Source organism: Chromatiales bacterium, from assembly GCA_020445605.1.
Lineage (GTDB): Bacteria > Pseudomonadota > Gammaproteobacteria > JAGRGH01 > JAGRGH01 > JAGRGH01.
In genome coordinates this window covers 149,884-165,161 of record JAGRGH010000037.1, presented here as the reverse complement: position 1 = coordinate 165,161, position 15,278 = coordinate 149,884, and the positions used below count along the sequence as shown (strand labels likewise).

At 66.1% G+C, this 15,278-nt stretch carries 11 protein-coding genes; 6 read left to right on the top strand and 5 right to left on the bottom strand.

Annotation, left to right across the window (positions count from 1 at the left end):
* Positions 1-47 precede the first annotated feature (47 nt).
* The 6 genes from KDG50_07845 to KDG50_07820 all read left to right on the top strand — a co-directional run bounded on the left by KDG50_07845 (position 48) and on the right by KDG50_07820 (position 6,505).
* A complete protein-coding gene (locus KDG50_07845; GenBank protein MCB1865331.1) occupies positions 48-557 on the top strand; it encodes an ATP-dependent zinc protease in 510 nt (169 codons plus the stop codon).
* Positions 558-630: 73 nt separating this feature from the next.
* Entirely contained in the window at positions 631-1,500 is an 870-nt protein-coding gene (locus KDG50_07840) for an NAD(+) kinase (protein MCB1865330.1), read from the top strand.
* A 61-nt stretch (positions 1,501-1,561) separates the two neighbouring features.
* Positions 1,562-3,226 carry a DNA repair protein RecN gene (gene recN, locus KDG50_07835; protein MCB1865329.1) on the top strand — a complete coding sequence of 555 codons (1,665 nt, stop codon included), beginning with the start codon at positions 1,562-1,564 and terminating at the stop codon, positions 3,224-3,226.
* 280 nt (positions 3,227-3,506) lie between these two features.
* Positions 3,507-3,992 (top strand): cyclic nucleotide-binding domain-containing protein, encoded by a 486-nt coding sequence (locus tag KDG50_07830; GenBank protein MCB1865328.1) that lies wholly within the window; start codon positions 3,507-3,509, stop codon positions 3,990-3,992.
* A gap of 163 nt (positions 3,993-4,155) precedes the next feature.
* Positions 4,156-5,607, top strand: a complete 1,452-nt coding sequence (locus tag KDG50_07825) for a bifunctional 2-methylcitrate dehydratase/aconitate hydratase (GenBank protein ID MCB1865327.1) — start codon at positions 4,156-4,158, stop codon at positions 5,605-5,607.
* 7 nt (positions 5,608-5,614) lie between these two features.
* On the top strand, positions 5,615-6,505 hold the full coding sequence (locus KDG50_07820; protein MCB1865326.1) for an isoaspartyl peptidase/L-asparaginase: 891 nt from the start codon (positions 5,615-5,617) through the stop codon (positions 6,503-6,505).
* Between the two features lie 203 nt (positions 6,506-6,708).
* Here the strand turns inward: KDG50_07820 and KDG50_07815 are convergent, their stop codons facing one another.
* From KDG50_07815 to KDG50_07795, 5 genes are all read right to left on the bottom strand, one after another.
* Positions 6,709-7,281 carry a hypothetical protein gene (locus KDG50_07815; GenBank protein ID MCB1865325.1) on the bottom strand — a complete coding sequence of 191 codons (573 nt, stop codon included), beginning with the start codon at positions 7,279-7,281 and terminating at the stop codon, positions 6,709-6,711.
* Between the two features lie 17 nt (positions 7,282-7,298).
* The gene (locus tag KDG50_07810) at positions 7,299-8,501 is read right to left on the bottom strand and encodes an acetyl-CoA C-acyltransferase (GenBank protein MCB1865324.1); all 1,203 of its coding nucleotides are present in this window, start codon (positions 8,499-8,501) and stop codon (positions 7,299-7,301) included.
* Positions 8,502-8,512: 11 nt separating this feature from the next.
* The gene (locus tag KDG50_07805; GenBank protein ID MCB1865323.1) at positions 8,513-10,897 is read right to left on the bottom strand and encodes a 3-hydroxyacyl-CoA dehydrogenase/enoyl-CoA hydratase family protein; all 2,385 of its coding nucleotides are present in this window, start codon (positions 10,895-10,897) and stop codon (positions 8,513-8,515) included.
* A 24-nt stretch (positions 10,898-10,921) separates the two neighbouring features.
* On the bottom strand, positions 10,922-12,760 hold the full coding sequence (locus KDG50_07800) for a long-chain fatty acid--CoA ligase (GenBank protein ID MCB1865322.1): 1,839 nt from the start codon (positions 12,758-12,760) through the stop codon (positions 10,922-10,924).
* 61 nt (positions 12,761-12,821) lie between these two features.
* Positions 12,822-15,263 carry an acyl-CoA dehydrogenase gene (locus tag KDG50_07795; protein MCB1865321.1) on the bottom strand — a complete coding sequence of 814 codons (2,442 nt, stop codon included), beginning with the start codon at positions 15,261-15,263 and terminating at the stop codon, positions 12,822-12,824.
* Positions 15,264-15,278: the final 15 nt, after the last annotated feature.

Sequence of the window (15,278 nt, the reverse complement as noted above, 5' to 3'; positions counted from 1 at the left end):
CGATCGAACCCGGATCGCTCAGGGCACGCTACCGAGCAGCGACGCAGGTGTCAAGGCCAGCGTCGTGGCGGAACCGGCTTGCGGCGCCGCTTGCCGCCCTGCTGATCGCATCCAGCGCGAATGCCGCGAAGACAGCGGGCTGGGTCGAGCCCGTATTCCTCGGTCCGCAGCGGGTGCCGTTGCAGGCCAAGCTCGATACCGGCGCCGACACGGCCTCGCTGCATGCGGCGTACCCCCGGTACTTCAGCCGCGATGGCGTCGACTGGGTACAGCTCGAAATCGGCGCCGGCTCGGCGCGCCCCGTGATCCTCGAACGGCCGATCCTGCGCTATGTGACCATCCGCCGGCACTTTGGTGCGGTCCAGCGCAGGCCCGTGATCCGTCTGGAGGTCTGTGTCGGCGGCGTGACGCGCACGATCGAAGCGAATCTGGTGGATCGCAGCGGCCTCGACTATCCACTGCTGCTCGGACGCTCGGCGCTCGCCGACGAGTTCGTCGTCGACCCTTCCAGAACCCACCTGACCGACCCTGCGGCCTGCCGTCCGAATCCCGACTGAAACGCCTCCGTGCGCACAGTTGGAACGACCGGATCGCCGTGCTAGTGTCTGGAACATCTCGGGAAATCAAGCCATGGCGTCACGCTTTCAAAGCATCGGGCTGATCGGAAAACCGGAGGACCCGCGTGTCAGCGGCGCGCTGGCCGCGCTCGCCGGCTGGCTGGGCACGCGCGTGCCCAAGGTCCTGTTCGAGGAGACCACGGCCGCCTGCTGTGCGCAGGCCGGCACGACCGGTCTGCCAATCGATGAACTCGCCCGGCGTGTGGACCTCGCCATCGTACTGGGTGGCGACGGCACGCTGCTGCACTGCGCACGGGCGATGCTCGCGACGGACGTGCCGCTGGTGGGCGTCAACCTGGGTCGCCTCGGATTTCTCGCCGAGATCTCGGCTGGCGACATGCAAACCAGCCTCGAACGCATCCTCGACGGCGAATTCCTGGAGGAACGTCGCTCCATCCTCGCCTGCGAGATCGAGCACGAGGGTCACGCGGTGAGCCGTGCCGACGCCTTCAACGACGTGGTCGTGCACAAGTGGGGCACGGCGCGGATGATCGAACTGGAAACCACCATCGGCGGACGGTTCCTGAATCGCCAGCGCGCCGACGGACTGATCGTTTCGACCCCGACCGGGTCGACGGCCTATGCGCTGTCCGGTGGCGGCCCGATCCTCGAACCGCAGCTCGACGCGACGCTGCTGGTGCCGATCTGCCCGCACACACTCAGCAACCGGCCACTGGTCGTGAGCGGCGATGAACCCATCGAGATCACAGTCGCGGACGCCATGGCGAACACCGCGCGCGTGACCTGTGACGGCCAGACCGGATTCGAAGTCCCGACGGGCGCCCGCGTGCGGGTCGTGCGCAAGCGCGAGCGGGTGCGCCTGCTGCACCTGCCGGAGTACGACTACTTCTCGGTCCTGCGCGCGAAGCTGCGCTGGGGCTGAGCGACGCCCGGTCCCCGGCCGGACGGGCCCGTTCACGATTCACCGCAACGATTCACACCCAATGCTGATCAGTCTCGCAATCCGCGATCTGGCCGTGGTCAGCAGCCAGAGTCTGGAACTCGGCCCAGGGCTCACGGTGCTGTCGGGCGAAACCGGTGCCGGCAAGTCGATCCTGATCGACGCGCTGCTGCTGGCGATGGGCGCGCGCGCCGACCGCACGACGGTGCGCACCGGCGCCGCGCGCGCCGACATCAGCGCGGTCTTCGACATCAGCGAGCGGTCCGGCATCCTCGACTGGCTCGCCGCCCGCGAACTGGATGCCCAGGGCGAATGCCTGCTGCGTCGCGTGGTCGGCGCCGATGGGCGTTCGCGCGGATTCGTCAATGGTGCGCCGGTACCGATCGCCACACTGACCGAACTCGGCGCGCTGCTCGTCGACATCCACGGCCAGAACACCCACCAGTCGCTGGCCGCACCGGTCGAGCAACTGCGTCGCCTCGATCACTACGGCGCGCTGCAGGGCGAAGCCCGGGCACTCGCCGACTGCTTTGCCGAGTGGGCTCAGGCGAACGAGCTGCTTCAGAGGCGCGAACAGTCCGCCCAAGCGCGCGCCGAACATCGCGACCTGCTGCGCTTCCAGGTCGACGAACTCGACGAACTGGCCCTCGGCACCGATGAATTCGAGCAGCTCGGTGCGGAGCATGCCCGGCTGTCGAACCTCGAGCGGCTGCTCAGCGAGGGCGGACAATCCATGGACGCGCTGGACGCGGACGACGGCCCGCGCGGGCAGCTCGCAACCCTGGCGGAGCGGCTGCGCGAGCTGGCCGGGCTGGATGCCGGGCTCGAAGACATCGCGCAGACCGTCAATGGCGCAGTCATTGCGCTCGATGAGGCCGGCTCCGACCTGCGTCGTTATCTCGACCGCCTGGAAACCGACGACGCCCGCATCCAGACCGTAGAACAGCGGCTGGACTGCATCCACACCCTGGCGCGCAAACATCGCGTGCGGGCCGGCGATCTGTTCGCGCGGCATGCGGAACTCGCTGCGGAACTGGCGGACCTGGACGCCGGCGAACAGGGCCTGGACACCCTGCGCGCGCAGGTCGAAGCCCTGGCGAAGCAATACGATGGTCTCGCAGCCGCGCTCGGACGGCGGCGGCGCGAAGCCGCGCTCGGCCTGAGCGCCGAAGTCGAGGCACTGCTCGGCGAACTCGGCATGTCCCAGGCGCGGCTTGCGATCGAGTTCGAACCGCGCGCCGAGCGCAGCGCGACCGGCACCGAGCGGGCGCGCTTCATGGTCGCCACCAATCCCGGTCACGCGCCGGGTCCGATCCACAAGATCGCCTCGGGCGGCGAACTCTCCCGCATCAGCCTCGCGTTGCAGGTCGCGACCGTGGCGGCCTCGAGCGTGCCGACCCTGATCTTCGACGAGGTCGACGCCGGCGTCGGCGGGCGCGTCGCCGAACAGGTCGGGCGCCTGCTGCGACGGCTCGGCGCGAACCGCCAGGTCCTGTGCGTCACCCACCTGCCGCAGGTCGCGGTGCATGGACACGCCCACCTGCGGGTCGACAAGCAGGTGCGCGATGGTCGTACCGAAACCAGCGTGCAGACGCTCGAACCCGAGCAGCGTACGGGTGAAATCGCACGCATGCTCGGCGGCGCGGAAATCACCGAGCAGACCCGCGCACATGCGGCCGAGATGCTCGAACGTGCGCATCCGCATTAGCGGGTTGTTGAAAAAGGCGTTTCCATGGCCTTTTCAACCTCGCGACCGAAAAGGGTGGTTTTCGGTTGCTCACGAAAATCAAACACTTGCATGTTAGATTTTCGGGCGAGACGTCCCGGTCTCGCGTGATCAGGCGGTTGAAATGAGAATTCAACAGCCCGTCAGGTCGCGCCCCTGTCCGTCCGTCCCGGCTGGCCGGAGTTGCGCATGCGCTGGATCAATGCGTGCCGGCCGTAGCCCGGTAGCATGGGGATCGGTTTGATCCCCTGGAACCAATCCCATGGATACGACGGCTACGATCGAGGCCCTGCGGCACTCACCCCTGACCGCCCGATTGACCGACGCACAGGTGGCGGCGCTCGCAGAGCTCGCCTGTCACCGTGATCTGGTCCGCGACGAGGTGCTGCTGACCGAAGGCGAGGTCGACGCAAGCGTGCATGTCGTCGTCACCGGCTGTCTCGCCGTGACCCGCGATACCGGTGGCGGCCAGGGCCTGACCCTGGCCATGCTCAAACCCGGCGACATGGCGGGTGCGCTTGGCTTTGTCGACGATCACGCACATTCGGCGAGCCTGCGCGCGATGGAACCGACAGCGGTTTGCAGCATCGACCGCGCCAGTGTCGAACAACTCGTCGACCGCGACCCCTGGCTGGTCTACCGCCTGATGCAGAACATCGCGCGCTCGGTGCACGACATCCTGCACCGCATGAATTCGCAGTTCGTCGAACTCAACAACTACATCACCAAGACCCACGGTCGTTACTGACCGCCCCGCCGCGGGCCGGCCTGCGCGCCGAGCCCCGCCATAGTGGCTATTGAAATTTGTGATGCCGGGCGGACGGTCGATCCGTTACGGTAGTCCCCGCGGCGCGCCCTGTTGCAGGGAGCCCTCCCGTCATCCCGTTTTTTCTGAAATCAGCGAGCACCCCATGAGCCACATCGGTACCCGCGATGCCACCCGCCCCGACCCGGACGAACTGCTGACCCGGATCGCCGACTACGTCAGCTCGCATCCGGTCGACTCGGAACTCGCGCGCGACACGGCGCGTTACTGCCTGATGGATTCGCTCGCCTGCGCGATGCTCGCGCTCGACTACCCCGCGTGCACCAAGCTGCTCGGGCCGCTGGTTCCCGGCGCGGGCATGAGCGGCGGTGCGCGCGTGCCCGGCACCGCCTTTGAGCTCGACCCCGTGCAGGCCGCGTTCAACCTCGGTGCGATGATCCGCTGGCTGGATTTCAACGACACCTGGCTGGCGGCCGAATGGGGGCATCCGTCGGACAATCTGGGCGGCATTCTGGCCGTGGCCGACTGGCTGTCACGCACCCGCATGGCCGCCGGCGCGGCCCCACTGACGATGGGCGACGTGCTGGGCGCCATGATCAAGGCACACGAGATACAGGGCGTGCTGGCACTGGAGAACAGCTTCAACCGCGTCGGGCTGGATCACGTGCTGCTGGTGCGCATCGCGACGACCGCGGTCGTCGCGCAGATGCTCGGCGGCAACCGCGAGCAGATCATCAACGCAGTATCCAACGCCTGGATCGACGGCGGCGCCCTGCGCACCTACCGGCACGCGCCGAATACCGGCTCGCGCAAGAGCTGGGCCGCTGGCGACGCCACCGCGCGCGGCGTGCGTCTCGCGCTGATCGCGATGACCGGCGAGATGGGTTATCCGTCCGCGCTGTCGGCATCGAACTGGGGCTGGCAGGACGTGCTGTTCAAGGGCAAACCGCTCAAGCTCGCGCAGGACTTCGGCAGCTACGTGATGGAAAACGTGCTGTTCAAGATCTCGTTCCCGGCGGAATTTCACGCACAGACCGCGGTGGAAGCCGCGCTCGCATTGCACACCGAGGTCGCGGATCGGCTCAGCGACATCGACCGGATCGTGATCGAGACGCAGGAGGCCGGTGTGCGCATCATCGACAAGACCGGTCCGCTCGCAAACCCCGCGGATCGCGATCACTGCATCCAGTACATGGTAGCGGTGCCGATGATCTTCGGCCGGCTCACCGCGGCGGACTACGAGGACGAAGTCGCAGGCGATCCACGCATCGACACGCTGCGCGCGAAGATGCAGGTCTGCGAGAACGCGGACTTCAGCCGCGACTATCTGGATGCGGACAAGCGTGCAATCGGCAATGCGATCCAGGTGTTCTTTGCTGACGGGACCAAGACCGAACGCATCGCCATCGACTACCCGATCGGTCATCGCCGCCGTCGCGCCGAGGGCATCCCGCATCTGCTCGACAAGTTTCAGCGCGCGCTGGCCGGGCGCATGTCCGCGAGCCAGGTCGACAAGATCTCGCGGCTGTGCGCGGATGCCGAACGTCTCGCGTCCACGCCGGTGCCGGCGTTCGTCGAGCTCTGGCTCATCGAGTAGCAGCCGAATGACCGGCTGCGGCTGGGCGATCGCCGTGCATGGCGGTGCCGGCCAATGGCGGGATGCGGATCCGGACGCGGTGCTGGATGGCATCCGCACCGCGCTCGAGGCGGGTCGCAATGTCCTTGCTGGCGGCGGCTGCGCGGACGACGCGGTGGTCGCCGCGGTTGTGGTGCTCGAAGACGACCCGCTGTTCAACGCCGGCACCGGGTCAGTGCTGAACCGCGCCGGTGAAGTCGAAATGGATGCCGCATTGATGCTGGGCGACGGCATGCAGGCTGGCGCCGTGGCGGCGATCCAGCGCGTGCGCAATCCGATCCTGGTCGCGCGCGACGTCATGCGCCACACCGATCACGTACTGCTCGCCGGCCCCGGCGCGCAGCGCTTCGCGCGCGAGCACGGCCATGCCGATCACGACCCGATCACGCAGGCACGCCGCGCCGCAGCGGCACAAAGCGACGGCGGCGGGCGGACCGCTGGCAACACCGTCGGCGCGGTGGCGCTGGATCATACCGGCCGACTCGCCGCGGCGACCTCCACCGGTGGAGTGCACGACAAGCTGCCGGGACGCATCGGTGACAGCCCGATCCCGGGTGCCGGCACCTACGCCGACCGCCGCGCTGCGGTTTCCGCCACCGGGCGCGGCGAGTACATGATCCGCCTTGCCAGCGCCCGTCGCGTGGCTGATCGGATCGCTGTCGGATCAGGCGCGCAAGCGGCCGTCGACCTTGCAGTTCGCGATCTGCTGAGCGCCGGCTGCACAGAAATCGGCCTCATCGCCGTGAATGCCGACGCCGAGATCGGCATCGCCCACAATACGCCGCAGATGCCGTTGGGCTATGTCACGCAGCGACAGCCGCAGGCCATCGTGATGATGCGTCGGACCGAACCCGGGTAGCAATCTCGTGAGGCGGCATACTCTGGATTATTCAGAGTTGCCCAAAGGATACGTGTCGTCGCCATCGAGACCGACTTCAGCCGTTCTCGCCTGAACGATGTGTTCGAAATCGAACGATACGCGATGATCGATCAGCATCCGGCTGCCAGGTTCGTTCCCACGATGTGCGCCTGGCACTGCTGAATGAACAGGCTCACGCAAGTTCAGATCCTTCGTCGAGCGCGGCGCGGCAGCCACCACATCACGAGCAGAATCCCAACAAACGCCGCCCAGAGACCCACATAGACAAGAAGCCGGTCCCGCATCGAGTCAAAGAAACCCGGGACGCGCGGAACAAGCCCGTGTTCACGGGCGAACCACGAACCGCTCATGGCCGGGTTGACCCACACGTCCACGCGGGTGTTCAGGGAATGCATACCGGTCTCCTGAACCTGCAAGACCGGCACCAATTCCGGCAGGTAGGCCGCGAAAGTGGTCTTCATTGAAAAGGGCTTGCCATCCACCGCGCCGGTGAAATACCTCCTCGTTTTGGACGCTTCGCCGCTCGGGACGATATCTACGTGGAATTTCTGAACCTCGAAGCTTGCGGGTCGGTAACCATCGCGGTTAAACCAGATTCCCGCCGCGGGCAAATTGACCCAAGTGTTTCCCCAAATCAGTGGTGGAAGCACGAAAAGCTCAACGATGATCAGTGCAATGCCCAGCAACCGCCAAATGAGTGGCGGTTTGCGCACAGGTGTGCGCGCGGAATTTCGTTTCGTCGCAGACGATGCCACGCGACCTTGACGCCGAATCAGCTGACCCGCTCGAACACACCGGCCGCGCCCATGCCGGTGCCGATGCACATCGTCAGCATGCCGTAACGCAGCTTCTCACGCTCCAGCGCGTGCACCAGTGTCGCTGCGCGGATCGCCCCGGTCGCGCCCAGCGGATGTCCCAGCGCAATCGCGCCGCCGAGCGGATTGACCCGCGTCGGGTCCAGTCCGAGTTCGTTGATCACCGCGACGCTCTGCGCGGCGAACGCCTCGTTGAGTTCGATCCAGTCGAGATCGGCCTGACGTACGCCTGTCAGCGCGAGCGCCTGCGGAATCGCACGCACCGGACCGATGCCCATGACTTCCGGCGCCACGCCGGACACGGCATAACCCAGGAACCGTGCTCGCGGCCGAAGTCCAAACCGTTTCAGCCCTGCTTCGCTCGCGAGCAACACGGCGCCCGCCCCGTCGCTGGTCTGCGAACTGTTGCCGGCCGTGACACTGCCGCGCGCGGCAAACACGCTGCGCAGTTTTGCCAGCACATCGATCGAGGTGTCGGCACGCGGGCCCTCGTCCTGGGCGATGGTGCGTTCGGCGATGGCGACCGTCGCCGAATGTCGGTCCGGACGCGCATCGCGCACGGTCACCGGCAGGATCTCGGCGCCGAATGCACCGGCAGCCTGCGCGGCGACTGCGCGCTGGTGGCTTTGCAGTGCGAACGCATCCTGCATCGCGCGGTCGACCTTCCAGCGCTCGGCGACGCGTTCGGCGGTGATGCCCATGCCGTAGGCGATCGCCAGATCGTGATCGCCGTCGAATACCGCGGGATTGTAGGCCGGCTTCGCACCACCCATGGGCACGAGACTCATGCTCTCGGTGCCGGCGGCAATCATCAGGTCGACCTCGCCGAGACGAATGCGGTCCGCCGCCCAGGCGACGGCCTGCAAACCCGATGCGCAGAAACGATTGACCGTGACGCCCGGAACCGACTCCGGCAGCCCCGCCATCAACAGCGCGATGCGCGCGACGTTCATGCCCTGTTCGCCCTCGGGCATCGCGCAGCCGACGATGACATCGCCGATCGCAGCGGGGTCGACGCCTTCGTTGCGCGCCAGCAATCCGCGCAGGCAATGCACGAGCAGGTCGTCGGGACGCGTGTGCCGCAGCCCGCCACGTGGCGCCTTGCCCACGGGTGTACGGACGGCATCCACGATATATGCGTCAGAGATTGTTTTGGCCATGGCTGTCATCATCAGTTCCGCAGCGGTTTGCCGGTCGAAAGCGTATGCGCGATGCGCGCCTGCGTCTTTGGCGTGGCCGCGAGTTCAAGGAAGGTTTCGAGTTCCAGGCGCAGCAGCCAGGCATCGTCCACACGCGCGCCTTCTGGCAACTCGCCGCCACAGAGCACGCGCGCCAGCCGTGACCCGATCAGGTAATCGTGCTCGGAAATGAAACCGCCTGCCTGCATGTTCGCCAGAAATGCGTTGAAGATGCCAAGGCCGGTCTCGCCAGCCACGACGATTTCACTCGACAGCGGTGGCGGCACATAGCCGGCTTCGTACAGAGAATTGACCTCGGCGCGGGCGACGTGCAACAGCTCGTGCACGTTGAACACGATTGGATCGGTCGCGCGCAGATAGCCAAACCGGCGCGCCTCGATCGCATTGCCGGCCACCTTCGCCATCGCCACCTGTTCGAATACCCTGCGCAGATACGGCAGAACGTTGCCATCCGGCGTCTGCTCGGACGCGCGGCGCGCGAGTTCCTTGCTGCCACCGGCAGCCGGGATCAATCCGACGCCGGTTTCGACCAGGCCGATGTAGGTCTCGAACGCAGCAACGGTGCGGTCGCAATGCAGCACCAGTTCGCAGCCGCCACCAAGCGCAAGCCCGCGCGTGGCGGCCACCGTCGGCACCGGCGAATGTTTCAGCGCCATGGTGAGTTGCTGGAAGTCCTCGATCAGCCGCCGCACATAGTCCAGGTCTCCGCGCCCGGTTGCCTCGATCGCGCCCTTGAGATTGGCGCCGGCCGAGAATGGATCGCTGTCCTGCCACAGGATCAGCCCTTTGAACCCACGCGTGGTTTCCTCGATGGCACGCAGTCCGGCCTCGATCACACCAGGCGTGACGGTGTGCATCTTGGTCCTGAAACTCAATACCGCGATGTCGTCACCGGCGTGCCACAGACGCGCGTCCGGCATCTCGAACACCGATGTGCCGCCATCCTGCGCCGCGCCCAGCACGCCCTCGCGCACGGCCTGGCGCCGATAGACGGGATGCGCGGACGGCGGCTCGTCGAGCCCGGTCGCGGCGGAATAGGAGCCAGCGGGGAAATGCACGCCGGTCCGCGCCGGGTCCCGCGCCCAATCCGGCAACGCAACCGACGCGAGCGTTCGACCCTCCGCAATCTCGACGCTGAGCCACTGCGCGACGCGCTGGAAACCGATCGCCTGCCAGATTTCGAACGGCCCAAGACGCCAGCCGTAACCCCAGCGCATGGCCAGATCGAGGTCTCGGGCATTGGCCGCGATGTCGCCAAGCCATACCGCGCTGTAGTGCAACAGATCAGCGAGCACCGCGCGCAGAAATTCGCCATGCGGATGGTCGAGCGCCAGCAGGCGCTCGAACTTCGCCACTGGATCGCGTTCGTTGAGCAGTTCGCGCGTGGCATCGGTCATCGCCGAGCGCACACGCCGGTAGTCGCCGCTCACCGGGTCGAACACCTGCAGGTCCTTGCCGTTCTTCCGATAGATGCCGGCGCCGGATTTCTGCCCGATGTTGCCGGCATCGATCAGCGCTTTGGCCCAGTCCGGCATCTGGTAGACCGATCGCCAGGGATCATCGGGCAATGTCGCGTGGAGTTCGGCGACGATGTGCGCGAAGGTGTCCAGCCCTACGACATCAGCCGTACGGAAGGTCGCACTCTTCGGTCGACCGATGCCGGGACCGGTGAGCCGGTCGACGAGGTCCAGCGGCAGTCCGAGCCGACCGGCGTGATGAATCACCGACAGCATCGCGAACACACCGATGCGGTTGGCGACGAAATTCGGCCGGTCCTTTGCGCGCACGACGCCCTTGCCGAGCACCTGGGTGCAGAAGCCCTCGAGGCGATCCAGCACGGCCGCCGCGGTACCGGGATGACCGATCAGTTCCACGAGGTGCATGTAGCGCGGCGGGTTGAAGAAGTGCACGCCACAGAATCGTGGCCGAAGCGCGTCCGGAAGATCGGCCGCGAGTCGCGCGATGCCGAGCCCCGAGGTGTTGCTCGCGAGGATCGCGTTCGGCTTGAGGTGGCTCACGATGCGCGAATACAGCAAACGCTTGATCTCGATGCGTTCACTGACCGCCTCGATCACTAGATCGCAGTCGGCAAGCCGGGCAAGATCGTCATCGTAGTTTGCCGGGGCGATCAACCGCGCCAATTCCGGCAGGGCCAGTGGCGCCGGGTGCAGCTTTGCGAGCCCGGCGATCGCGCGTTCGACATTCGCATTGCGATTCGCGCCGTCACCCGGCAGGTCATACAGGATCACGCCGATCGAGGCATTGGCCAGATGCGCGGCGATCTGCGCGCCCATGACCCCCGCGCCCAGCACCGCCACGCGGCGAATCGAACGACGTTCGTCGGTATAGCTCAACATAAAGTGTCCCGCAAAAACGATAGATCAATGGCCCGCGTACATCTGCTCGATCTCCGCGGCGTATCGCTCCATGGCCTTGGGTCGCTTCACCTTGAGCGTCGGCGTCAGCAGGCCATTGTCGATCGTCCATTCATCGAAGGTCGCGCTCACCTGATGGATCTGCGCATAACCCGGAAACGCGCGCATGCGCGCCGCGACGCGCGTTGTGAGTTGCTCACGGGCGTTCTCTGCATTCGGGTCATCCGCATCCAGTCCGTTCTGCCGGGCGAACTGCGTCCAGCGATCGCGATGCAGGACCAGAATGGCGCTCAGATACGGCCGCCCTTCGCCGACGATGAGCACCTGAGTGATCAGCGGGTCTTCACCGATCGCGGCCTCCATGTCCACCGGCGGCAGTTTTTCGCCGTTGGCGAGCACGATGATGTCCTTGATGCGGCCGGTGATGTACACATGTCCATCGGGATCGATGCGTGCGGTATCGCCCGTGTGCAGCCAGCCGTCCGAATCAATCGCGGCCGCAGTGGCTTCGTCGTTTCGCCAATAGCCGCGCATGATGTTCGGTCCGCGCGCGAGCAGCTCGCCGCCCTCGCCGATGCGAATCTCCACGTTGCGGATCGGCAGCCCGATGCTATCGGGTTTGTTGTCCTGAATCGGATTGATCGTGATCACCGGGCTGGATTCAGTGAGCCCGTACCCCTGCAGGACATTGATGCCCAGCGCCGTGAATACGCGACCGACCTGGACCGGCAGTGGCGCACCACCCGACACGGCCAGGCGGATGCGCCCGCCGAAGCCGGCGCGCAGCTTGGATGCAACCAGACGGTCCAGCAGCGGCCACAGCAAGAGCGACCAGCGCCAGGGCGCGCGTCCCTGTTGATGCTCGAAGCGCCGGGTTCCGACCGACACCGCGCGATCGAACAGCCAGCGCGCGTAGCGCGGGCCCGCGTCCAGCTTCTCGGTCAGCCGCTGGTAGACCCGCTCGAAGATGCGCGGCACCGCCACCATCATCGTCGGTCGGATCGCGCGCAGGTCTTCGGGCAGATCCGGAATCGAGCGACAGAATGCGATCTCGACACCGCCGGTCATCGCCAGATAACAGTCCGTCGTGCGGCCAAGCGTATGCGACCACGGCAGGAAGGCCAGGGCCGAGTCGGTCGGAAATACCGCCACGCTGTGCAGCGAATCGCGCGCATTCGACAGCAGATTGCCGTGCGTGAGCATCACGCCCTTCGGCCGGCCGGTGGTACCGGAGGTGTACATGATGGTCGCAAGCTCGTCGGGCTCGCCGGGGTGCGTGATCAACGCACCGGGCGCATCGGCGCCCAGCAGCTCCGCCGCATGCACCACGCAGGTATCGGCGTCCGGCGGCGGCGCTTCGTCGAGCAGAATCACGCGCTCGATCGCCCCCAGCTCACAGTCCGCCCCGCGCATCTCAAGCCACTGCTCGTGGCGTTCGAGAATCAGCAGCCGGATGCCGGAATGCTCGGCGACATAGGCACAGTTCTCGCCGCGGTCGTCGACATACAGGGGTACGACGACCAGCCCGAGCCCGAGTGCGGCCTGGTCGATGACCGCCCAGCTCAGACGCGTGCGCAGACGCAGCCCCAGACGATCGCCCGGTGACAGTCCATACGCTTCGATCACGCGCTGCCAGCGCGCGACTTCCGCGGCGACCGCCTTCCAGGTCCAGCCGACCCAGTGTCCGGTCGCCGGATCGTACTCGCGGTATGCAATCCGCTCGGCGCTGCGCGCCACGCGGGTGCGAAACAACGCGGCAAGCGTGGGGGCTTCGTCGCGGTCGATGACATCGATGTCGGTGCGACCAGCCAGAGCGTCCGGCGGATACACGTTGGAATTCGTCATGGACGGGGGCACGCAAGCCGGATGGAAACAGGCATTCGAGCAGCGATCACGGTCCTCGGCATCAGGCCGCCTCGTCACGTGCCGCGGACGCGGCCGCGGCCGACGTGTCCGGCGCGAAGGCGTCGACCTGCACGACATCGGCGACTGCCGCGCGCGCGGCACGCACCTGTTCGACCTGTGCGGCGGTCACAACACCCTTGGCAACGAATTCGTCCAGACCATCGTCCGCGCCGAGGCGCGTCCGCGGCCGGTGCCCGGCCTCGCGCAGGGCGTGCTCGGCCGCGGCGGCGTCCATGACCAGACGGTACGCATTCTCCAGCCGACCGGTAACGTCATTCGGATCGGTCGAGACATACAACCCGGCCAGCAGGCGATCGCGCGCCGAACCCGGTTTCTGCAACAGGTTCGCCACCTGGTGACCAAGCCGGTCATCGGGGCGACGCTGGCGCCGACCGAGCGGAAACACCACGATGCGCAGCAGGCGGCCGTACCAGCGCATGGGAAAGTTGTCGAGTATGCCATCGAGCGCAGACTCGATTTTCAACAGCCCGTCCCGCGCGGCCCAGTGCACCAGCGGCAGATCATCGGCCGGACGACCGGTGTCCTCGAAACGTTTCAGCACGGCCGTCACGTAAAACAGTTGACCGAGTGCATCGGCGAACCGGCCGGAGAGTTTTTCGCGGCGCTTGAGTTCGCCACCCTGGAGAAGAAACGCATTGTCGGCGAGGAACGCAAACGCGGCGCTGTAACGTTCGACGGCACGATAGTAACCGGCGGTCGGACCGCGGACCGGCGAATCGGCGAACAGGTTGCTGATGCCGAACACAAACGCACGCGCCTTGTTGTGGATCACGTGGCCGATATGGCCCCAAAGCGCGGTGTCGAATGCAGCGACATTTCCAGCGGTGGCGGTCTCGATTTCCTTGAGCAGATACGGATGGCAACGCATCGCGCCCTGCCCGAAGATGATCAGCGAACGCGTGAGAATGTTCGCGCCTTCCACGGTGATCGAGATCGGGATCTGCTGATACGCACGCGCCAGATAGTTGCGCGGGCCCATGCTGATGCCGCGGCCACCATGAATGTCCATTGCATCGTTCAACACCTGACGCATGCCTTCGGTGTTGTTGTACTTCATGATCGCCGAAATCACCGACGGCTTTTCGCCCGCATCCAGGACGGCCACCGTCAACAGCCGTGCCGCATCCATCGCATAGGCGAGCCCGCCGATGCGGGCCAGCGGTTCCTCGATCCCTTCGAACTTGCCAATCGCCACGTTGAACTGACGGCGCACTGCGGCATACGCGCCGGAGGTCATTGCAGCGTACTTGCCGGCACCCGCGCCAAGCGAAGGCAGCGAAATACCCCGACCGGCCGACAGGCTGTCCATGAGCATGCGCCAGCCGTTGCCGATCTGCTCGCGCCCGCCGATGACCCAGTCCATCGGCACGAACACGTCCTGACCGCGATTGGGACCGTTCTGGAACGCGGCGTTCAAGGGGTAGTGCCGATCGCCGATCTCGACACCCGGCGTCGAGGTCGGGATGAGCGCACAGGTGATGCCGAGATCTTCCTGCTCGCCAAGCAGGTGATCCGGGTCGTACACACGGAACGCCAGACCCAGCACGGTCGCGACCGGTCCGAGCGTGATGTAGCGCTTCTCCCAGGTCACGCGCATTCCAAGCACTTCACGTCCGTCGTGCTCGCCCTTGCACACAAGGCCGTAGTCCGGCATTGACGCGGCGTCCGAACCGGCGGTCGGGCCGGTCAGCGCAAAGCATGGGATTTCTTCGCCGCGCGCAAGCCGCGGCAGATAGTGATTCTTCTGTGCTTCCGTGCCGTAATGTAGCAGCAGCTCCGCAGGTCCAAGGGAGTTCGGCACCATCACAGTGACGGCAGCGGTGCCACTTCGCGCGGACACCTTCATGACCACATCCGAATGTGCGCGCGCGCTGAAACCAAGGCCCCCATAGGCCTTCGGAATGATCATGCCGAAGAAGCGGTTACGCTTCAGGAACGTCCAGACTTCGGGTGGCAGATCGTTGCGCTCGGCGGTGATCTGCCAGTCGTCGAGCATCGCGCAGAGTTCATCGACCGGCCCGTCGATGAATGCCTGCTCGTCGGCGCTGAGCGAACTGGCTGGTGTCGCGAACAACCGGTTCCAGTCCGGGTGCCCGCTGAACAGCTCTGCGTCCCAACCCACGGTGCCGGCCTCGATTGCGTCGCGTTCGGTCTGCGACATCGGCGGCAGCATGGCGCGTATGCGACGCATCATCGGCTCGCTCAGCGCGTTGCGGCGCAGGATGTCGATATTCAATGGCACGAGCAGCAGGGCATACGCGGCCCAGGCCACCACGCCGGGAATACCGCGGGCCAGCCCCAGCGCAGTCGCGACGATCAAGAGCACGCCCACGCCGACCGTCCATGCGCGCAGCCCGAAACGGGTACGGGACAGGAGATAAACCGCGATCAGCCAGATCGCGAGCCAGAACAGAATCGTCATGTTCGTATCCTCCTC